This is a genomic window from Streptococcus sanguinis (genome assembly GCF_019929145.1).
GTDB classification, from domain to species: Bacteria; Bacillota; Bacilli; order Lactobacillales; family Streptococcaceae; genus Streptococcus; species Streptococcus sanguinis_U.
In genome coordinates this window covers 100,843-120,094 of record NZ_JAHZOW010000005.1, presented here as the reverse complement: position 1 = coordinate 120,094, position 19,252 = coordinate 100,843, and the positions used below count along the sequence as shown (strand labels likewise).

The window sequence follows — 19,252 nt, the reverse complement described above, 5'->3', positions numbered from 1 at the left end:
TTTCAGAAATCTTGTCAAAAGATTAGCTACATTTTCAAAAAATAGCATACAAAAAACCAGCATCAGCTGGTCCTAGACTTATTCTGCAATTCTAGCCGAGTAAAACGGAAAAAGAAACATTAAAACAATATAAAGAATCAAGAGAATCGCACGGAGCAACCCGCCAAATAGAAAAGCAACCACTAAAGTTCCTAAACAAATAGAAACATTAGTAAAATTTGTTTCAATCAGCAAGGTTTGTCCTGCTTTAACTGTCACTGGCTTGGTTTTCATAGGAGCTGCTCCTACACGAACAACAGCTTCTTCCCCCTCAATAGGGAAGACAGCCTCGTCACCATTCTTAATTACGCCAACTTTCTGATCATTGATAAAGATTGGAAACTTTCCAATAATCCCTACAAAACCTGTCCCACGTTTCACTTTGATTTCCGACATAAAAGACTCCTTTGTTTTTTTAATTATTTTAACACAACCGATGGATAAAGAAAAGATAGAAAACCAGCCTCTTGGCTGGTTTTCTACTTATTTCTACAATTTCTCCAACTCTTCATTGAGCAGTTTTTGTGCTACTTGTGGGTTGGCTTGACCCTTGGTGGCCTTCATGAGCTGACCGATCAGGGATTTAGCAGCATTCTTATTGCCGCCTTTATAGTCATTGATGGCTTTTTCATTGTTGGCAAATACTTCTTGGATGATTGGAAGAAGCTGGGCAGGGTCTGAAATTTGAATCAGGCCTGCTTTTTGCACATACTCTTTAGCAGAGCCACCATTTTTAGCTAGATGAACAAAGACCTTCTTAGCAATCTTAGAGGAAATCGTTCCGTCTGCAATCAGAGCAATCATCTCAGTCAGGTTCTCAGGCGTCAGCTCAATCTCAGAGATAGTCTTGCCTTCGGCATTGAGGTATTGCGCTACTTCTCCTTGGAGCCAGTTAGAGACAGCCTTGGCGTCTCCTCCTGCCGCAACAGCAGCTTCAAAGAAGTCTGACACAGCCTTGGTCGCTGTCAACTGCTTGGCATCGTAGTCAGACAGGCCGTAATCGCCCACATACTTGGCACGGCGCTCTTTTGGAAAGGCTGGCAGACTGCTGCGTACTTGCTCAATCCAAGTATCCTCAATCTCAAAGATAGGCAGATCAGGCTCTGGGAAGTAACGGTAGTCCGCTGAACCTTCCTTGACCCGCATGAGTAGGGTTTCGCCAGTTGCTTCGTCATAACGACGGGTTTCCTGACGGATTTGACCGCCGCTGCGTAGGATTTCAGCTTGGCGTTTTTCCTCAAATGCTAGACCCTTACGGACAAAGTTGAAGGAGTTAAGGTTTTTCAGCTCAGTTTTGGTACCAAACTCTTCCTGACCGTAAGGACGGATGGAAATATTGGCATCGACCCGCATGGAGCCCTCTTCCATCTTGACATCAGAAATGCCCGTGTACTGGATGATTTCCTTGAGGGCAGTCAGGTAGGCATAGGCCTCTTCTGGACTGCGCATATCCGCTTCCGAGACAATCTCAATCAGTGGCACTCCTTGGCGGTTGAGGTCCACATAAGAGTAGCCATCGCTGCCGTGGGTATTCTTTCCTGCATCTTCTTCCAAGTGGGCCCGCTCGATACGGATTCTCTTGGTTGTACCGTCTTCTAGCTCAATTTCAATCCAGCCATTGTAGCCAATTGGCTCATCAAACTGAGAAATTTGATAGGCTTTTGGATTGTCCGGATAAAAGTAATTCTTGCGGTCAAAGTGCATCTTCTGGTGAATATCCATGTTCAAAGCCAGAGCAGCCTTGATACCATAGTCAATAACACCCTTGTTCATAACAGGCAAAACACCTGGGAAGGACCAGTCAATGATATTAGTGTTGGCATTTGGATCTTCACCGAAGTGAGCTGGAGCCGGAGAGAAAATTTTTGAATTGGTCTTCAATTCAACATGGACTTCCAGTCCGATAACTGTTTCAAAGTTCATTATTTTTCACCTCCAAAGATAACTGGCTGCTGTTTGTGGTAGTCAGTCGTTGCTTCAAATGCTGCGGCTGCCTGATAGATGGTCTCTTCATCAAAGTGGTTACCAATCAGTTGCAAGCCGACAGGAAGACCATCTGCAAAGCCAGCTGGGATTGAAATGCCCGGCAGGCCAGCCAGATTGACTGGAATGGTCAAAAGGTCAGCCAGATACATAGCCACTGGATCTTGGTTTTGACTGCCCAAGTCATAAGCTACAGTTGGTGCAGTTGGGCCTAAGATCAAGTCGTATTTTTCAAAAACCTTAGCAAAATCTTGCATAATCAAGGTCCGAACCTGACCAGCTTTCTTGAAATAAGCATCGTAGTAACCAGATGACAAACTGAACGTTCCCAGCATGATGCGGCGTTTCACTTCTTCACCAAAGCCTTCACTACGAGATTTGACATAGACATCTTCTAGATTTTCAATGCCTTCTGCACGGTAGCCATAGCGAATACCATCAAAACGCTGCAGGTTAGAACTGGCTTCAGAAGAAGCAATAATATAGTAGACTGCCACGCCGTACTTGCTGTGAGGCAGGCTAACTTCTTCAACGATAGCTCCTAGACTTTCCAAGTGCTTCGCTGCTGCCAGAATCGTTTCCTTGACCTTGCTGTCAATTCCCTCACCCATGTATTCCTTAGGCAGGGCAATCTTCATACCCTTGATGTCTTGGCCAATCTTGCTGGTAAAGTCTGGCACTTCCTCTTGTGATGATGTCGAATCCTTAGGATCATTACCAGAAATAACATTCAGAAGTTGAGCATTTTCCTTAACTGTCTGAGAGAAAGGCCCAATCTGGTCTAAAGAAGAACCAAAAGCAATGAGACCAAAACGCGAAACCCGGCCGTAGGTTGGCTTGAGACCAACTACACCGTTAAAGGAAGCCGGCTGACGAATAGAACCACCCGTATCTGAACCCAGTGACAGACGAACCTGACCAGAGGCAACCGCTGTCGCTGATCCACCAGATGACCCACCAGGAACCTTGCTGCTGTCCCAAGCATTCTTAGTCGTCTTAAAGTAAGAGTTTTCGCTAGAACCCCCCATGGCAAACTCGTCCATGTTGGTCTTACCAACGATAATCATGTCCTTACCGTAAAGCTTCTCTACGCTAGTCGCATCGAAAATCGGCTTGTAATTGTAGAGTATCTTAGAAGCAGCCGTCGTCAAAATCCCCTTGGTTGAGATATTATCCTTGACTGCCAGCGGAATTCCGCTCATAAGATTGTCCGCATCAATGCCCTTGGCGTCTAGAGCCGCAGCCTGAGCTAAAGCCTCCTCTTCGCTGACAGTAATGAAGCTGTCCACAGCTGTTTCACGTTCTTTGATGTCCGCCAAAGTTGCCTGAGTTAACTCTACCGCAGAAATTTCTTTCTTGACCAGCAAATCATGCAACTCTTCAATAGTCTTGTGATTAAAAGTCATTAGGCATCTCCTCCGTCATCTAGGATGGCAGGCACTTTGATGTAGCCCCGCTCTTTTTCAGGTACATTTTGGAAAAGCTCTTCCCGGTTCCAACCTGGCTGAGCCACATCTTCTCGCATATAGTTGATATTAGCAGCTACATTAGAAGTGAAAGGCACACCCTCCGTGTCCACTTCATTGAGCAATTCGACCATGTCGACAATCTTGGTTAATGTCGTCGCAAACTCAGCAGTTTCTTCTGGTGAAAAAGCCAGTTTTGACAACTTTGCTACGTGACTTACTTCTTCTTGAGTAATCTTCATCTCTGATTCCTTTCATAAGATATGTGAGCTTTAGCGACTGAAAATAACAATTTCTAGATGATATCTTTATTTCCAAGCTTCAGCTCACCTTTACTTTGACAAGCTAGGGACGCTCATTTATTTGCCATCCGCTAGCTCTTTTCTTCAGCTTCTTCCTGCCATTCTTCAGGAATTCGCATCATTTCATTTTACCATATTTCAGGCTAATTCTTCAATTCTAAATGCAGTTCTTTGAGCTGTCTTTGGTCCACCAAACTTGGGCTTTCCAGCATAGGATCAAAGCCAGTACCATTTTTCGGAAATGCGATAACTTGGCGGATATTTTCTTCCCCAGCCAAAATCATAACCAAGCGATCCAAGCCTAGAGCCAAGCCGCCGTGTGGTGGGAAGCCGTATTCTAAGGCTTCTAGGAAGAAACCAAAGTCCCGCTCATAGTCTTCCCGGCTCATACCCAATAGCTCAAACATCGCTTCCTGAGCCTTCCTGTCATGAATCCGTAGACTTCCTCCGCCAATTTCATAGCCGTTTAAGACGATGTCGTAAGCGTGGCTGCGGAATTGATCTGGCTCCTGTCCATCTTCAAAGATTCCCTGTGTGAAAGGATGGTGCATGGCTTGATATCGGTTTTGGTCTTCATTCCACTCCAGCAGCGGCCAATCCACAACCCAGAGGAAATGAAGCAGACTCGGGTCAATCAAGTCTAAAGCTTTTGCGACTTCTATACGTAGATGTCCCAAAGCTTCCTGAGCCCGACGCTTCTTAGACATGACTAGCAGAATCAAATCTCCATCCTTGGCCTCAAAACGTTCCAGCAACTCCTGACTTTCAGCTTCAAAGGTACTAGCCAAATCACCAACTAACTGGCCATTTCCAACCTTTAGACTGGCGAAACGACTGCAGCCAAATTCCTTCATTTCCTGATAGTAGTGACTCAGCTGTTTCTTGCTAAAAGCACTAGCCGCATCTGGCACACAGATTCCCATCACTTCCTCTTGGTTATCCAAGGCTTTCTTGATGAGCAGCGAGTCATTGGACTGGCATAAATCCGTCAAATTCTTCAGCTCTAAACCAAAGCGTGTATCTGGCTTATCAGAACCAAAGCGGCTCATAGCCTCTTCATAACTGATAGTCGGAAAAGCTTCTGTCAACTCTAAACCATGAGTTTTCTTGACAACAGCCTTGAGCATAGCTTCAACCAGAGCTCGGATTTCTTCTTCGCTGGCAAAACTCAGCTCCAAATCCACCTGAGTAAACTCTGGCTGACGGTCTCCCCGCAAATCTTCGTCACGGAAGCAACGAACAATCTGATAATAGCGCTCAAGGCCAGCTCCCATCAGCAACTGCTTGAGCATCTGAGGGCTCTGTGGCAAGGCGTAGAACTGATTTTTAAAGACTCGACTAGGAACTAAGAAATCCCTAGCCCCTTCTGGTGTCGACTTGGTCAGATAAGGCGTCTCCACTTCCAAAAAGTCCAAACCGTTTAAATATTCCCGAATGGTTGAGGTGACCTGGTGACGCAGTTTGAGGTTATGTGTCATCTTCTCACGCCGCAAGTCCAGGTAGCGGTATTTCTGACGCAGGTCTTCCCCTGTATGGGCATGCTGGTCCAACTCAAAAGGCAGGGCCTTACTGCTAGCAATAACCTCAATCTTTTCAGCCCTCAGCTCAACCTGACCAGACTTGATGGACTTATTGACAAAGCGCTCTTCCCGCTGAACGACTTGCCCCGTCACTGCAATGATATCCTCTTTGCCAATGTCTTCCAGCTTAGCAAAATCTTCAATCTCACCGCCAACGAAGACCTGAAGCAAGCCCTCGCGATCCCGCAATTCAATAAAGGCCAGCTTACCATGATTGCGGATATTGGCTACCCAGCCAGTTGCGGTCATGGTCTGTCCGACCTGCTCTAAACCATAGTTCCCGATAAAAATTTCTTTCATGTTCTTTCCCTCTCAAATCAATTTGTAGCTCCACCCTGCTGTTCAGGATATAAGCAGCAATCTTCCATCATCTTCACTGGACCTACTGCAAAATAAAAAGCTTTCGTCTATGAAACAGACGAAAGCCGTGGTACCACTGTTATTCGCCGCCCTAAAAGGCAGCCTCTGAGCTCGTAACGTGAGCGACGTTTGTGCTTAATCACACAAAAGATTACGAAACATGTTCTTCGGTTTTGCTTTCTTGGTACTGCTCTCAGCTATCAGCACTCTCTGTGCAAGTCAGCAAGCCTACTCTGCTTCTCTTTTACTCTTAAATTGTATCTATTATAGTCGAACCCAGGACATTTTGCAAGTGGTTTAAGGCAAATTTGTGATTTTCCTCTGACAGAGAAGCTACAGCTGGCTCTACCACCTGAATCTGATAACCAAGATTATAGGCATCAATCGCTGTATGCAAGACGCAAATATCCGTCAAGACCCCTGTCAAAATAACCGTATCTACCTTTCTTTCCCGCAGGCGGATATCTAAATCCGTACCAGAAAAAGCAGAATAATGGCGCTTATCCATCCAAAAGACCCGAGAGTCTGCTTGATGCTTGTCATAAAAATCAGCCAAAGGACCATAAAGATTGCGACCGCTGGTCCCTTTGATATTGTGAGGCGGAAACAGCTTACTCTCAGGGTGAAAGGAATCATTCTCATCATGGGCATCAATAGCAAAGAAGATATAATCTCCTCTGTCAAAAGCTGACTTAGTTACTCGAGCAATGGCTTCAGAAATTGCCTGCGCTGGCGCTCCTGCTGTCAACTTGCCCTCATCTGCGACAAAATCAACTGTATAATCAATGGAAATCAGTGCTTTAGCCATTAATAGTCCCTCTTTTTAATTTCATCAAAGACATCCGGAATCAGGACTTTCAGATAAGTTCCCTTCATTCCCAGTGAGCGGCTTTCAATAATCCCAGCACTTTCCAGCTTGCGCAAGGCATTAACAATCACTGAGCGGGTAATCCCAATACGGTCAGCAATGACAGATGCTGTCAGCTGGCCTTCATTGCCATTGAGCTCGCCCAGAATAGCTGAAACAGCTCTCAGTTCTGAGTAAGACAGGGTATTGACTGCCATGGTCACTGCTGTCCGGCGGCGGATATTTTTCTCATCCTCTTCCCGCTGGAAGTTAAGCAGCTGGATACCAACCACTGTGCTGGCAATCTCAATCAAAATCAGATCATCGTCCGCAAATTCCTTGTCATTGCGCCAGATAATCAATGAACCCAGACGAATCCCTGACACATGAATAGGAGCAATGGTGGTCAGCCCATCTGGAAACTCATCCTTGGTCTCCACTGGGAAAATCGTCAAATCATGTGCAACTGGCAGATTAGCCTCTGTTTCATAGACCAGATTGGCTTCGTGAACGTATTCCTCTGGGAAATTCTTATCCTGGAAAAAAGCTTCCACACGGTCATTATTGGTCTTGTAGCGCATGAAATAGCCTAGTAGACGTCCCTTGCTATTGATAATGCAGGCATTGCAGTGGATAATATCAGCCAACTGACGCGTAATAGCATTATAGGGCAAATCTTCCTGCATCTGCTCTTCCGAGCGCTTCAGAATAGACGTAATTTTTCGTGTTTTTTCTAGTAAATCGGCCATATTTTTACCTCATATTTATTAGCTTCATTGTAACATAAAAGCAGTGAAATTTCAATAATTATCTGAAAATTTTTTATTGAAAAACAATTACATACAATTCTATAAAATAAAGAATTTTTCAGGTATATGACTTGATATGTCAAGTTATATTAAACAAAAAACAGTCAAGAATTTGACTGTTTTTGATTACTTTTGTTCTTTCTAATCAAGAGAACGCTTCTTGTAGAACAATTTCATAGCCATGAGCAGAAGCATTTGGCCTGCTAGAAGAAGCCAAGAAGAGTTTTCCCCTGTTTTAGGCAAGGTATGACCTGAAGCAGCTGCCTGTTTATGATTTCCAGGGCTAGCACTTCTAGCATCTCCAGTAGTTCCAAGAGCTGTCTGCTGAGGATCTCCTACTTGTCCAGTAAGCGGAGAGCGAGCGAAACGCTCCTCTGTGTGAGCCAAAACAGACTGATAATAGCGAATATCTTCTTCCTTGTTTTGCTCAGCATAAGTTTGAGCTAGCAAGTCGTAGGTCGCCTTAGCTTGTGCTTGAACTGCAGTTAAAACTGCTACTTTTGCTTCTTGATCTGTTTGAGCTGTAAGAGCCGCTTGGTAAGCTGCCTGAGCTACAGCTAACTTGCTTTTAGCTTGTTCCAAGTTTCCTTCTGCATTTTCAAGATTTGACAATGACTCTTTAGCCTTTTGCAAAGCTGCTTCAGCATCTGTAACAGCTTTTTCAAGGTTAGTCTTTCTTTCTTTTGCTGCATTCAAAACTGCTTCTAGCTGAGCCAACTTATCTGATTCAGTTTTTAGAGCTTCTTGAGCTGCGGCAACTGTTGCTTGAACAGCAGTCAGAGCTTCTTGGGCCTGAGTTAATTTGTCCGCTTTAGTCTTGTCATCCAAGTTTGAGTTTTGCAGAGCCGCTTGTGCTGCTGCCAAAGCTGCTTGATCTGCTGCCAACTTCTCTTGAACTGCTGCAAGAGCTGCTTGAGCCTGAGCAGTTGCTGACTCACCTGCTTGAGCTTGCGCCTGAGCAAGTTGCTGGTTGGCTTGCTCTAAAGCTGCAGCTCTCCGATTATAAGTAGATTGGGCAACTCCCTTAGATGCCAGAGCCAGTTGATTGGCCTTGAAGGCGGCATCATAGGCTGTTTGAGCCTTGGCTACTTCCTGCGGATCTACTTTTGCTGTTGGAGCTTTTCCTGTAATAGGGCTGGCATTGAAGTTCTTTTTGCTAGCATATTTAATCTGATCTTCTGACACCATGGTGAAATGAGCCATAGTGATGTCGCCTTCCATTGAGAAATCAACTCCCAGATAGTTTTTCTGGCGACCAGTATTGAGACCAGAGATAGATGTAGCATGCAGCCATTCGTAGCCATTAAACATGAATTCAACAACAGAATCATAGACCCGTCTCTTCATTTCAGCCACACTCATTTGACTAGCATTTTCTCTCCAGATATAAGCGTTTTCATAGTACTGGAGACCTTTGCTCTCCTGCTCAGCACTTGTGGTCATCAAACCATATTCACGCGCTACGCGGTTAATTCCTCGAGCATCGTGATGGTATTCCTCCATCAAATCCCAGTTCCAGTTGTCTTTGCGGTATTCTGTTGCCACTTTATCAGCGAAATCAATTGAAGACGGTGTCACAACTACTTCACCTGTTCCCATCTGAACACGCAGCTGGTTGATGAGTTCTGAAGCAAACTGTGAAAGTTCCTGACGAACATTCTGTGGAATATTGTTGGTATCAATCAAAGCTTTGCTATCTGTAGGATCAGCCACATAACGATTGAGAGCCTTAGCACTGGCATTCAGTGCAGCAAGTCTCTTTTGAATCTCATTAGTTTTTTGCTCTGATAAATTCGGTGCAACTAGCTCTCTCAAGGCTGCAATGTATTCCGGAGTCATTGACACACGATTTTTATTGCTAGAAGCTTCAGTAGTAATCGTTCCAGCTTGAGCTTTTTTCAAAGCTTGTTGAGCTTGGTTCAAGTCTGACTGGGTCTTCTCAGCTGCAGCAGTCTTTTCCTGCAAGTTCTTCTGGGAAGCATCACGAGCCGTCTTAGCCTGAGTCTGGTTGGTCTGAGCTTTTGCAACCTCAGCCTGCTTCTGACTGTCAGTCTGACGAGCTGTAGCTACTTTTGCTTGAGCTGTTTCAACAGCAGACTGGTCAGCTGCCACCTTATCTTGGGCTGCTTTCACATTCTTTTCTGCCTTAGCTGTAGATTCACCGCTCAGGTTAGCCTGAGCTTCCTTCACGTCATTTTGAGCTTTAGCAAGGCGTCCTTCTTGAGTTTTCGCTTGCTCTTGAGCTTCTTTAGTCTTGGCTGCCTGAGCATCGCGCTCAGCTTCAGCCGTCTTGGTTGCTTGGTCAGCTTTAGCCAGTTCTGACTTGTTGCTTTCCACTTGAGCTTTTTGATTGCTCTCTTCTTGCTTAGCTGTTTCAATAGCTTCCGGACCAGCTTTATCAGCTGCCTCCTGTGCCCGGTTAGCTTCAGCTTGTGCTTGCTCGACCTGACTTTGAGCCGCAGCAGTATTTGCCTGAGCTTGAGCCAAATCAGCTTTCCCTTGTGCAACATTGCTGTCGGCTTCTTGTACAAGAGCCTGAGCAGCGTCTACCTGTTCTTTCGAAACAGATTCATTCTTCTGTGTGTTTTCTGCCTGTGGTTGGCTTTGACTAACGGGCGCATCAGAATAAGACTGATTATCAACTAATTGATCAGCCTGAACTCCTTCTGCGAGCACCAAAGACAATGCCGCTGCACTGACAGAAAAAGCACTAAGTGTCTTTTTCATTGTCAATATAATCTCCTCCACTTTTTCATCATTGTTAAAAACATTGACAAACACATTCTACCATGTTTATCTTCTGGAAGGAAGACGCTAACACATTTTTTTAAGCATTTTTGGACAGATACATAAAAAATGTTGGACAAAATCCTAAAAAATGTCGGTAAAACCGCCTATAATTTTTACCAATTGGCCTCGAATTCAATTTCCAGAGCATCTTATTTTTGCAATTCAAAGACAGCCATAAAACTAAAAAATATGTAAGATAGATAAGAAAAAGGCCGGAATATTTTCCAGCCTTTTTATAACATCCGCTTATTAACGGCGATATTGGCGCAAGAAGCGCGTCATTTTTTCTTGGATTTGAGCTAGCTCATCTACTCGAGGCAGATAAACGATGCGGAAATGATCTGGATCCTTCCAGTTAAAGCCTCGTCCATGGACGAGAAGGACTTTTTCCTGCTTGAGGAAATTGAGCACAAACTGCTCATCATCGTCGATATGATACATGTTCCGGTCAATTTTCGGGAAAATATAGAGACCAGCTTTAGGTTTTACAGCTGACAGTCCCGGGATGTCCTGAATAGCCTGATAGATGAAATTACGCTGTTCATAGATACGACCACCTGGCAAAAGCAGTTCATCCACAGATTGGTGACCGCCAAGTGAGGTTTGGACGACCTGTTGAGCCAAGACATTGGAGCACAGGCGCATATTGGAGAGCATGTTCAACCCTTCAATATACCCCTTAACATGATGCTTAGGTCCAGATAGCACCATCCAGCCAACACGGAAGCCTGCGATGCGGTGCGACTTGGAAAGACCATTCATGCTGACACAGAAGATATCAGGAGCCAGACTAGCCACAGACGTATGGACATTGCCATCCATCACCATGCGGTCATAAATTTCATCCGCAAAAATAATGAGATTATTTTGGCGAGCAATTTCCACAATTTCCAGCAGCAGTTCCTTAGGATAAAGTGCCCCTGTTGGATTGTTAGGGTTGATGATAATGATAGCCTTGGTATTAGATGTGATTTTTGACTTGATATCGTCAATATCTGGATACCATTCTGCCTGCTCATCACAAACATAGTGAACAGCATTCCCACCAGCCAGACTGACTGCAGCCGTCCAGAGTGGATAGTCTGGCATTGGTACCAGCACCTCGTCCCCGTCATCCAGCAAGCCCTGCATGGACATGACAATCAGTTCGCTGACACCATTTCCCAGATAAATGTCATCAATATCTACATTAGGAAAATTCTTAAGCTGGCAGTACTGCATGATAGCCTTACGGGCTGAAAAAATCCCCTTGGAGTCAGAGTAACCCTCACTGTCACGCGCATTCATAATCAAATCATGAATGACCTCATCAGGAGCGGTAAAACCAAATTCAGCCGGATTTCCTGTATTGAGGCGGAGAATCTTTTCACCGTTGGCCCGCATGCGCATAGCTTCATCCAAAACCGGACCGCGAATATCATAGGCAACATGTTCCAGCTTGCTGGACTTGTCAAATTCTTTCATTCTTATTTTTCCTCTATTCATCAGAATGTTATCATTATACCACCAGAAAAAGCGATTGACAACAAAAAAATAAGCTCACTTTTCACGCGATTATGAAGCGATTTATAAGATAAAGAGCACTATTCCTTTTCTAACCCCTCAAAGTAAAGGAATCTTTTTCTGCTTGCAATTTTCTGACAGCATTTCCATTTTATCTTTACTTTTTTTCTGAAAAGGGTTACAATAGAAACAAGAAAATAGTTGCAAATCACTCGGACGTTATGGACTGATTGATTTTTGGTCAGCCCAATCATTCTGTGAATGATGCGACGTCCTTTGCCGACCATTTTAAAGGAGGTAGCTCTATGACTCAGAAATATGAAAACATTATGGTTGCTGTGGATGGTTCTCATGAATCCGAACTAGCTTTTGAAAAAGGTGTTAACGTGGCTCTCCGAAACGGCTCTCGTCTCACTATCGCCCATGTCATTGACACCCGAGCTTTGCAAAGTGTCTCAACCTTTGATGCAGATGTCTACGAGGACTTACAGGAAGATGCCAAAAAACTGACAGCTGAGTTAAAAGAAAAGGCTCAAAAATCCGGTATCAAGTATGTTAACATTGTCATTGAGATGGGCAATCCCAAGACTCTCTTGGCTACAGATATCCCAGAAGAGCACAAGGTAGATCTGATCATGGTCGGTGCTACCGGTCTCAATGCCTTTGAACGGCTGCTAGTCGGCTCTTCCTCCGAATATATCCTGCGTCATGCCAAGGTTGACTTGCTGGTGGTCAGAGACCCAGAAAAAACTTTATAAAAACTAGAGCAGATGTGTAGTACACATCTGCTCTAGTTTTTTTGTTTATGAGAGGGATGATGATTATGATACGAAAAGGGCAAGGAAAGCATCCTACCCTAAATTCTTTATACTAGATTAATCTTCTAAAATCACAGGAAAAGTATCTTCCCCTCTGTGCATTTTTTCTTCCATTTATTTTCATAAGCAAAATCTTGTGATTTTAAAGTTTCACTAACAATTTTTTTGAATTCTGCTTTGTTCATTTGTAGGCGGAATCTAAATATTCCTTTACTGTCAAAGGAAGTCTTCGTTTTAAGTGAGGATACATTTCCAAATAGTCATCAATCCCTTTCTCAAAGGCTGGTTTAATAAACTTCTCTGTATTCTCTGAAAGACTTTCCTTCGTCAGATCAGATAGTTTATAATCTCCAAGCATTTTGTCGTTATCATTGTAAACAAAGCGACCTCCAAAATCTCCAAAGCCATGACTCAACTTCTCTAATTTTTCATGAAGCTTTTTTATAAAAAAGCCGTAATTGATATAAAAAGAGTTCTCAAAGTTAGATTTTTGAAAGCCAACAAATACCTTTAAATCAGTATTTTCAAATGTATAATATTTATTTTCATAAGCAAAATTTTGTGATTTCAAAGTTTCGCCAACAATTTTTTTGAATTCTGTATTATTCATTAAAAATTAGAAGCCCAGATATTCTTTCACACGTTTTTTACAAAGAAACTTGAAGTGAGGGTACAACTCAAAATAGTTTGCTAGTCCATCATCAAAGGCAGGATGAATCAACATTTTGATATTACTATTAATAGAAGCCACTAAACTTTCTGAGGTTATCTTCTCTAGATTATAGCTATCTAGGTTCTGATAAACAAATCTACCACCAAAGTCTTCCAAACCTTGTTTATATAGAGGTAATTTCCCATCATAAATGCCTTTGATTAAAAAGCCGTAATTGATATAGAAAGAGTTCTCAAAGTTAGATTTTTGAAAGCCAATAAATACCTTTAAATCAGTATTTTCAAATGTATAATATTTATTTTCATAAGCAAAACTATGTGATTTCAAAATTTCGCCAACAATTTTTTTGAATTCTGTTTTGTTCATAATTTACCTCTTTATTAGTAAGTATCTAAGACACCCTTATCTTTCATAAATACAATTCACTCAACAAGACTTTAAAAATTGTGAGAAAGGCTCAGGAATTAAAATAGCTTCTGAAAACAAAACTGGAACATATTTTTCTGGATTTCTAAAAACCACTTCCTGATAAGTATTATCTTTTTTCCATTCAATACGGTCGTATTCAATTTGCTCATCGCTAGAATTAATAATAATAAGTATATTCTCTCTCAATCCAATTGAGATAATATCATTCAATAAAGCAATGTTATAATTTTTCTTTAGGCAAAAGTATGAAAATATTCTACTCACTATTGCATCTTCTTCTAAAAATGATTGTAGTAATTCAATTAAATCTATTTTATCCATCTTAATTTCCTTTATTTTTGTAATGGAATTCTAACAATTTCCCCATTATAGGTAGTCTTCAAATATGGCTTTCCATGTATATTATCTGTCGCATTCTCATATCCATAATTTAATTGCCATGAATTTCCTTTACCGTCATAATATCTCACTCCATCGCCCCTTTTCAAAGGCGCTTTCCTATAACCTTGAAGTTCATTGTCTAAAAAAGCTTCAACACTTTTAATATTCGCGTTATCAAAGCTATCTATATCATTCAAATTAAACTTCAAATTATTGGAAACTTCTACGCCTCCAGTGTTTATAGCAGGAGCATCAGTATTCCCTCCTGGATTAATCTCCGACACCATCGACTGACTTCCCATAATTGTCTTAGTTTCAACTTTCGGCAATTCTAGTGTCCAATTCTTTGATGGAAGTTGAGGACCAAAAACTGTCTGACTACTTACGATTGGATTCCTTAACTCACCTGCAAAATTTGTATCAATTCCATAAACAGGCTTCCCATTGTAGACTTGATGCCCCACATAAGATCCAACCATCATATCTGTCCAAGCAACCGTATCTGGAATAGCTTTGACCCATCCGTAGTTTTTTGCTGTGATGATTTCAGCTTCTGTAGCCGGTTCATTAGTACTTGGATTTTTTCCTGTTTCAAGAATATATTTATTCCGCTTTGCAGCGTAATCTGGATCACGCCAATCAATCGGTTCAGCGTTCATTAATTGGTTGAAGCGAACATAACTATAATCTTTCTTTGCTTTTTCCTCATCTGACATGAAGATATAGTCAAATTCGATACTTATTCTTCCACGTAAAAATTCTGGATACTTATCCGCTAGCTCAACTAACGACATACCATCTACTTCTTCTTTATCAGATGCTAGAAGATTTGCCTTCATTTTTTTTGAACTTTCACTTTCAATATATATCGCACCTCCCCCTTCTCTCAAATACTGATATCGAGAATAAATATAATTAATTTGTTCTGCAGTCAAATCGGCTCTTTGAGGAAAGTTATAACCAGTATTGAGATAGCTTTCGTACTCACTGATAAGTTTACCATATCGCTCTTCCATCTTGGAAAATGACAATTCGTCAATATATTTCACGAAAGACTGTTGACTCTTCGTCTCCTCTATTCTCTCCTGCCGCTTAGTCCATCCAGTATTGATGGTACCTTTCCAGCTGAGATCAGCATCTCGGCGAGGAGGAAGATAAGTCTGAGTAGATGCATCCCAGCTCTGTGCTGCCTGAGACAGGCCAGTAGATGCGGCTACTAAATAAGTCTCTGCTTCCGCGAAAATAGTTGGCGAACTCTCATTAAAAGTAAGCAAATTATCCAGAATTTCTTGGAAGACTTGCCTAGCACTTTCTGCAACAGCGATGGAAGCACTGAAATCCACAATAGACATACCCTTATTATTTGAATAGAGTTGCGATTTGCGTTCCAACTCTGCCAGTTGCTGTTCTGCAAAACGAATTTTCTCTTCCAGTTCTGATTGGCGCCAGCTCTTACCGTCTACTTCTGCCGTGTAGTTACTAACAAAATTTTGACAAGCTAAGGCTATCGCTTCCTGATAGAGAATGACTCCCTGAACAATCGGGATGACCGTTCCGACAACATGATTTTTGGCAGAATCATACGCTTTACCTTTTAGTTCATCCTCATTATGAAAAGCTGATAAAACGCTTATTAATTTAAGATTCTGCCCCAAACATTGTTCAACCACTCTTCCAAGGCTTTCTGCCTGCGTTCGAGCAGCTTCTAAATACATATCAATACTCATCCTTACTCCTCGCCAGCTAAGGCACGCTTCTCTTTGTAGACTTCTTCTAGTTGATTTTCTGCGTTTTGATGAACTTTCCGCAGTTTTTGTATCTGATCCTCTATATCAAGCTTTAGCCGTCTACTTCGATGAGAAAAATCTAGCTGATAATCTGTTATCTTACTGTAATATCGACTTCCTTCGAAATCATAAGACAAATCATGAAACCACGTCCCCATAGAATCCAACTGACACAATACATCTTCTTCTTGAGTTTTTGCCTGTCCCAACTTTTGATAGAGTTCCCATTCATGATCAGCAAGCCTCCGCTCCTTGGCCAACAAGGCAGTCCATCGCTTATCTTCCTGCATTGATTATTCCTCCAAAGCAGTCAAGGTATTCAGACCTAAATCTTTTTTAGTGACTGTCGGTTCCTTTTTAGGCGGTAAATAGTTAGTAGTCAGACTTTGACGAATCATAGCATCCTTATCCTCAAACTCTGCTGCTACACTATGAACATTCTGAATAATACTTGTAATGTGTGCCCCGAGCTGCCCTTGTAGGTTCTCAACATTTGAAATCCCTGCATTTGCATTAGAATTTCCAGCAACGGTTGTCTGCGAATCTCGAGTAATAGCCATCATCTGCAGGAAATTTGCATCTCCGATTGCTGTTGCATGACGGGCTGCTGTTGATAGGTCGCTCTTAACTTGGTATTGATCCATCCGTCCTCTCCTCTACATTTTTTTCTTATTGTACCATAAAATAAAAAAAGAGCAAAAAATTTCTGCTCTCCAAACATTTATTCTTTGTTTTCTTCTTTCTGCTCTATGGTACGCTGGTAGGCCTGAATCTGTCGTTCCAGTTCTTCTTTGATAGCTCCTTCAGGAGCGTATTTTTCTTCCCAATCATCTGGTTTGAGAATTTTATGGGTAACGGGGTCAAAGTGAGCTTTTCCATCTGGGAAAATTTTGCCCATATTAGCCCGATGGACAATATCGAACAGCTGCTCTGGATCCACTCCCATCAGGACAAAACTGCCATAAGTGAAGTATAGAGTATCAATCAAGGCATCCACCTGACCGACTAGAGAAACCTCAGCCTGACTCTTGGAGCGAACCTTGTCGGCAGCCTTGTCAAGAGCCTGATGGAGATAGGCTACAGAGCTATCAAAGTCTTCCTCTGAGTTACTAGCTGCTCGCAGAAACTCGACCAGCTCTTCTAGCTTGAAGCCTGCCCGATAGCGAGCGTCCTGAGGCGACCAAGCAATTGGCTCTTCCTGAGTGCTTTCATCCATAACACTATGGAACTCTTTAACCTTATTAAAGTGATGGTCGCTGCTGGTAAAGACCTTTTCCCTCGCTAGGATACCAAAATGCTCCAAAGCCCTGTGAATCCCATCCTGACTATTGCTGCTAGTCGTATGCTTGGCCACTTCCTTGACCGAGCTGGTTCCATTTCCCATAGCAATGGAGAGGCCAACTCCCGATAGCATTTCCAAGTCATTGTCAGAGTCGCCGAAGGCCATGACCTGATGAATGTCAAAACCATATTCCTTGCCGACTCGGCGAATCCCCTCTAGCTTAGATGTATCTTTATTGATAATATCAACCGCATAGGGGCTGCTGCGGGTAAATTTCAAATCAGGAAAGTCTGCTTCAATCTTACGGCTTTCTTCTGGACTGGCTAAAATCAAAGCTTGATAAATCGGCTCCTGAATCAGCTGCAGGAGATCCTTTTCATGCTGGGGCAAGGCCTTGCTGATGACTTTATTAAAACCATGACTGACTGTTCGCGCCATTTGCTTAGGGATGAAGCGGCTAGTCCACTGGGAGAAAGGGCTCATGCCAAAGGACATAATCTTGGAGCCCAGCATAGCCTCAGCCGTTCCCAAGGAAATTTCTTTCCGATGTTTCTTAGCATAGGCGATTAAATCCCGCAAACTCTGCTTGTCAATGGGACTGGCAGAAATCACTCTGTCTCTTGAAAAAATGTACTGGCCATTATAGGTCACAGCAAAATCTAAGTCCAATTGCTCCATAAAAGGTTTGACAAAGAAAGGACCGCGACCGGTTGCCAAACCGACCAATATTCCTTGCTCCTTTAAACTCTGAATAGCCTTTTCTGTAGATTTCAAAACCGTTCGACTGTCATTGACCAGTGTCCCATCAATATCAAAAAAGACGGCCTTTACTTCCATTAATTTTCTCATTCTTTCCTTTTATGATACAATAAATTATAACACAAAAATGACATACAATCACATGAATTGCAGAAAAGAAAAGCTGGAGTAATATCTATGCAATAGGATTGAAAACTCTATGAAAATATAATGTATTTTTTCAACTCTGCATCATGACTATAAGGAGAAAAAGGATTTATGACAAAGAAAATCTTGGTCCTGCACACAGGAGGAACCATTTCCATGCAGGCTGACGGATCTGGGGCTGTCGTTACCAATGCTGATAACCCTATGAACCATGTGACCGTTCCGCTTGAGGGGATAGAGACGGAAGTCATTGACTTTTTTAATATTCCCAGTCCTCATATCACACCCCAGCATATGCTCAAGCTTTATCAAAAAATCAAAGCCAGTGCTGACCAGTTTGACGGAGTAGTCATTACTCATGGGACAGACACTTTAGAAGAGACAGCTTATTTTCTGGATACTATGCAGCTGCCGAAGATTCCGGTCGTTCTGACCGGAGCTATGCGTAGTTCCAATGAGCTGGGGAGCGATGGAGTCTATAACTACCTGACAGCCCTGCGGGTGGCTAGTGATGAAAAAGCTAGTGATAAAGGCGTACTTGTCGTTATGAATGACGAGGCACATGCTGCTAAGTATGTAACCAAAACCCACACGACCAATGTCAGCACCTTCCAGACGCCGACTCACGGACCACTTGGTTTGATTATGAAGCAGGAAATTCTCTATTTTAAGACAGCGGAGCCTCGAGTCCGCTTTGACTTGAACAGCATTTCTGGTCTGGTGCCCATCATTCCAGCTTATGCTGGTATGAAGACAGAGCTTCTGGACATGCTGAATTTAGACAAGATAGACGGCCTCATCATAGAAGCATTCGGTGCTGGCAATCTTCCCAAAGAAGTGGCGGGCAAACTGGCTGATATGATAGCTGACGGCTTGCCAGTTGCTCTGGTCTCTCGCTGCTTCAACGGAATTGCTGAGCCAGTCTATGCTTATGAAGGAGGCGGCGTTCAACTGCACCAGGCTGGTATTTTCTTTGTCAAGGAGCTCAATGCTCAAAAAGCCAGAATCAAACTGCTCATCGCCCTGAATGCTGGACTCAAAGACCAAGAACTAGGAGATTATATGGAAGGCTGAGAGAAAAAGTCCTTATTTACTTTCTTTAAATCAAAAAGTGCTAAGGTTGCTTAGCACTTTTTTGACTCTTTCATATTCTAACATTGGGAAAACTTCATTGAATCGCCAGCCTTAAAAGATAACCTCAAACAGAGACTCTAGAATTTCAAAAATATAATCACTTACCATAGGTCACCTCTATTTTCTGAGCTTGCTTAAATGTTTTCGGATAGTGGACTTTGAT

General features: G+C 42.7%; 18 protein-coding genes. 2 read left to right on the top strand and 16 right to left on the bottom strand.

The annotated features are described in order from the left end of the window. Positions 1-78: 78 nt before the first annotated feature. The 9 genes from K1I94_RS10015 to K1I94_RS09975 all read right to left on the bottom strand — a co-directional run bounded on the left by K1I94_RS10015 (position 79) and on the right by K1I94_RS09975 (position 11,640). A complete protein-coding gene (locus K1I94_RS10015) occupies positions 79-435 on the bottom strand; it encodes a hypothetical protein (RefSeq protein WP_161543435.1) in 357 nt (118 codons plus the stop codon). A gap of 93 nt (positions 436-528) precedes the next feature. Continuing rightward, entirely contained in the window at positions 529-1,962 is a 1,434-nt protein-coding gene (gene gatB / locus K1I94_RS10010; RefSeq protein WP_223315221.1) for an Asp-tRNA(Asn)/Glu-tRNA(Gln) amidotransferase subunit GatB, read from the bottom strand. After that, the gene (gene gatA, locus K1I94_RS10005) at positions 1,962-3,428 is read right to left on the bottom strand and encodes an Asp-tRNA(Asn)/Glu-tRNA(Gln) amidotransferase subunit GatA (protein ID WP_223315220.1); all 1,467 of its coding nucleotides are present in this window, start codon (positions 3,426-3,428) and stop codon (positions 1,962-1,964) included. The genes gatB and gatA overlap by 1 nt, the downstream gene beginning before the upstream one ends. Continuing rightward, the gene (gatC, locus tag K1I94_RS10000; protein ID WP_002896305.1) at positions 3,428-3,730 is read right to left on the bottom strand and encodes an Asp-tRNA(Asn)/Glu-tRNA(Gln) amidotransferase subunit GatC; all 303 of its coding nucleotides are present in this window, start codon (positions 3,728-3,730) and stop codon (positions 3,428-3,430) included. Before gatC ends, gatA begins: the two co-directional genes overlap by 1 nt. A 203-nt stretch (positions 3,731-3,933) precedes the next feature. Beyond that, positions 3,934-5,670: an aspartate--tRNA ligase gene (gene aspS, locus K1I94_RS09995; RefSeq protein ID WP_223315219.1), complete on the bottom strand. Its 1,737-nt coding sequence runs from the start codon at positions 5,668-5,670 to the stop codon at positions 3,934-3,936. A gap of 310 nt (positions 5,671-5,980) precedes the next feature. After that, positions 5,981-6,538 (bottom strand): cysteine hydrolase family protein, encoded by a 558-nt coding sequence (locus K1I94_RS09990; RefSeq protein ID WP_223315218.1) that lies wholly within the window; start codon positions 6,536-6,538, stop codon positions 5,981-5,983. After that, a complete protein-coding gene (gene codY, locus K1I94_RS09985) occupies positions 6,538-7,326 on the bottom strand; it encodes a GTP-sensing pleiotropic transcriptional regulator CodY (protein WP_223315217.1) in 789 nt (262 codons plus the stop codon). Before codY ends, K1I94_RS09990 begins: the two co-directional genes overlap by 1 nt. A gap of 201 nt (positions 7,327-7,527) precedes the next feature. Beyond that, positions 7,528-10,113 carry an SEC10/PgrA surface exclusion domain-containing protein gene (locus K1I94_RS09980; protein ID WP_223315216.1) on the bottom strand — a complete coding sequence of 862 codons (2,586 nt, stop codon included), beginning with the start codon at positions 10,111-10,113 and terminating at the stop codon, positions 7,528-7,530. 312 nt (positions 10,114-10,425) lie between these two features. Next, positions 10,426-11,640: a pyridoxal phosphate-dependent aminotransferase gene (locus K1I94_RS09975; RefSeq protein ID WP_009659361.1), complete on the bottom strand. Its 1,215-nt coding sequence runs from the start codon at positions 11,638-11,640 to the stop codon at positions 10,426-10,428. Between the two features lie 344 nt (positions 11,641-11,984). Here K1I94_RS09975 and K1I94_RS09970 point away from each other — a divergent pair, with 344 nt between their 5' ends. Further along, entirely contained in the window at positions 11,985-12,437 is a 453-nt protein-coding gene (locus K1I94_RS09970) for a universal stress protein (protein ID WP_049544232.1), read from the top strand. 241 nt (positions 12,438-12,678) lie between these two features. Here K1I94_RS09970 and K1I94_RS09965 read toward each other — a convergent pair whose 3' ends face one another. The 7 genes from K1I94_RS09965 to K1I94_RS09935 form a co-directional block, all read right to left on the bottom strand. After that, positions 12,679-13,107 (bottom strand): DUF4304 domain-containing protein, encoded by a 429-nt coding sequence (locus K1I94_RS09965; protein ID WP_002898143.1) that lies wholly within the window; start codon positions 13,105-13,107, stop codon positions 12,679-12,681. Between the two features lie 6 nt (positions 13,108-13,113). After that, positions 13,114-13,536, bottom strand: a complete 423-nt coding sequence (locus tag K1I94_RS09960) for a DUF4304 domain-containing protein (protein ID WP_002910450.1) — start codon at positions 13,534-13,536, stop codon at positions 13,114-13,116. Positions 13,537-13,596: 60 nt separating this feature from the next. Next, a complete protein-coding gene (locus K1I94_RS09955) occupies positions 13,597-13,920 on the bottom strand; it encodes a hypothetical protein (protein ID WP_002898147.1) in 324 nt (107 codons plus the stop codon). A gap of 11 nt (positions 13,921-13,931) precedes the next feature. Continuing rightward, positions 13,932-15,707, bottom strand: coding sequence for an LXG domain-containing protein (locus tag K1I94_RS09950; protein WP_223315215.1), 1,776 nt, complete (start codon positions 15,705-15,707; stop codon positions 13,932-13,934). A 2-nt stretch (positions 15,708-15,709) separates the two neighbouring features. Continuing rightward, the gene (locus K1I94_RS09945; RefSeq protein WP_002910452.1) at positions 15,710-16,057 is read right to left on the bottom strand and encodes a DUF3958 family protein; all 348 of its coding nucleotides are present in this window, start codon (positions 16,055-16,057) and stop codon (positions 15,710-15,712) included. A 3-nt stretch (positions 16,058-16,060) separates the two neighbouring features. Continuing rightward, the gene (locus K1I94_RS09940; RefSeq protein WP_002910455.1) at positions 16,061-16,411 is read right to left on the bottom strand and encodes a TIGR04197 family type VII secretion effector; all 351 of its coding nucleotides are present in this window, start codon (positions 16,409-16,411) and stop codon (positions 16,061-16,063) included. A gap of 77 nt (positions 16,412-16,488) precedes the next feature. Beyond that, complete coding sequence (locus tag K1I94_RS09935) at positions 16,489-17,886, bottom strand: Cof-type HAD-IIB family hydrolase (RefSeq protein WP_317627944.1); 1,398 nt, start codon at positions 17,884-17,886, stop codon at positions 16,489-16,491. 180 nt (positions 17,887-18,066) lie between these two features. Here K1I94_RS09935 and K1I94_RS09930 point away from each other — a divergent pair, with 180 nt between their 5' ends. Further along, positions 18,067-19,029: an asparaginase gene (locus K1I94_RS09930; RefSeq protein ID WP_124764580.1), complete on the top strand. Its 963-nt coding sequence runs from the start codon at positions 18,067-18,069 to the stop codon at positions 19,027-19,029. Positions 19,030-19,252 lie beyond the last annotated feature (223 nt).

Bases quoted from the DNA above. Each gene is read 5' to 3' on its own strand.
- K1I94_RS10015 (WP_161543435.1), bottom strand. From the start codon at position 435: ATGTCGGAAATCAAAGTGAAACGTGGGACAGGTTTTGTAGGGATTATT.
- gatB (WP_223315221.1), bottom strand. From the start codon at position 1,962: ATGAACTTTGAAACAGTTATCGGACTGGAAGTCCATGTTGAATTGAAG.
- gatA (WP_223315220.1), bottom strand. From the start codon at position 3,428: ATGACTTTTAATCACAAGACTATTGAAGAGTTGCATGATTTGCTGGTC.
- gatC (WP_002896305.1), bottom strand. From the start codon at position 3,730: ATGAAGATTACTCAAGAAGAAGTAAGTCACGTAGCAAAGTTGTCAAAA.
- aspS (WP_223315219.1), bottom strand. From the start codon at position 5,670: ATGAAAGAAATTTTTATCGGGAACTATGGTTTAGAGCAGGTCGGACAG.
- K1I94_RS09990 (WP_223315218.1), bottom strand. From the start codon at position 6,538: ATGGCTAAAGCACTGATTTCCATTGATTATACAGTTGATTTTGTCGCA.
- codY (WP_223315217.1), bottom strand. From the start codon at position 7,326: ATGGCCGATTTACTAGAAAAAACACGAAAAATTACGTCTATTCTGAAG.
- K1I94_RS09980 (WP_223315216.1), bottom strand. From the start codon at position 10,113: ATGAAAAAGACACTTAGTGCTTTTTCTGTCAGTGCAGCGGCATTGTCT.
- K1I94_RS09975 (WP_009659361.1), bottom strand. From the start codon at position 11,640: ATGAAAGAATTTGACAAGTCCAGCAAGCTGGAACATGTTGCCTATGAT.
- K1I94_RS09970 (WP_049544232.1), top strand. From the start codon at position 11,985: ATGACTCAGAAATATGAAAACATTATGGTTGCTGTGGATGGTTCTCAT.
- K1I94_RS09965 (WP_002898143.1), bottom strand. From the start codon at position 13,107: ATGAATAATACAGAATTCAAAAAAATTGTTGGCGAAACTTTGAAATCA.
- K1I94_RS09960 (WP_002910450.1), bottom strand. From the start codon at position 13,536: ATGAACAAAACAGAATTCAAAAAAATTGTTGGCGAAATTTTGAAATCA.
- K1I94_RS09955 (WP_002898147.1), bottom strand. From the start codon at position 13,920: ATGGATAAAATAGATTTAATTGAATTACTACAATCATTTTTAGAAGAA.
- K1I94_RS09950 (WP_223315215.1), bottom strand. From the start codon at position 15,707: ATGAGTATTGATATGTATTTAGAAGCTGCTCGAACGCAGGCAGAAAGC.
- K1I94_RS09945 (WP_002910452.1), bottom strand. From the start codon at position 16,057: ATGCAGGAAGATAAGCGATGGACTGCCTTGTTGGCCAAGGAGCGGAGG.
- K1I94_RS09940 (WP_002910455.1), bottom strand. From the start codon at position 16,411: ATGGATCAATACCAAGTTAAGAGCGACCTATCAACAGCAGCCCGTCAT.
- K1I94_RS09935 (WP_317627944.1), bottom strand. From the start codon at position 17,886: ATGGAAGTAAAGGCCGTCTTTTTTGATATTGATGGGACACTGGTCAAT.
- K1I94_RS09930 (WP_124764580.1), top strand. From the start codon at position 18,067: ATGACAAAGAAAATCTTGGTCCTGCACACAGGAGGAACCATTTCCATG.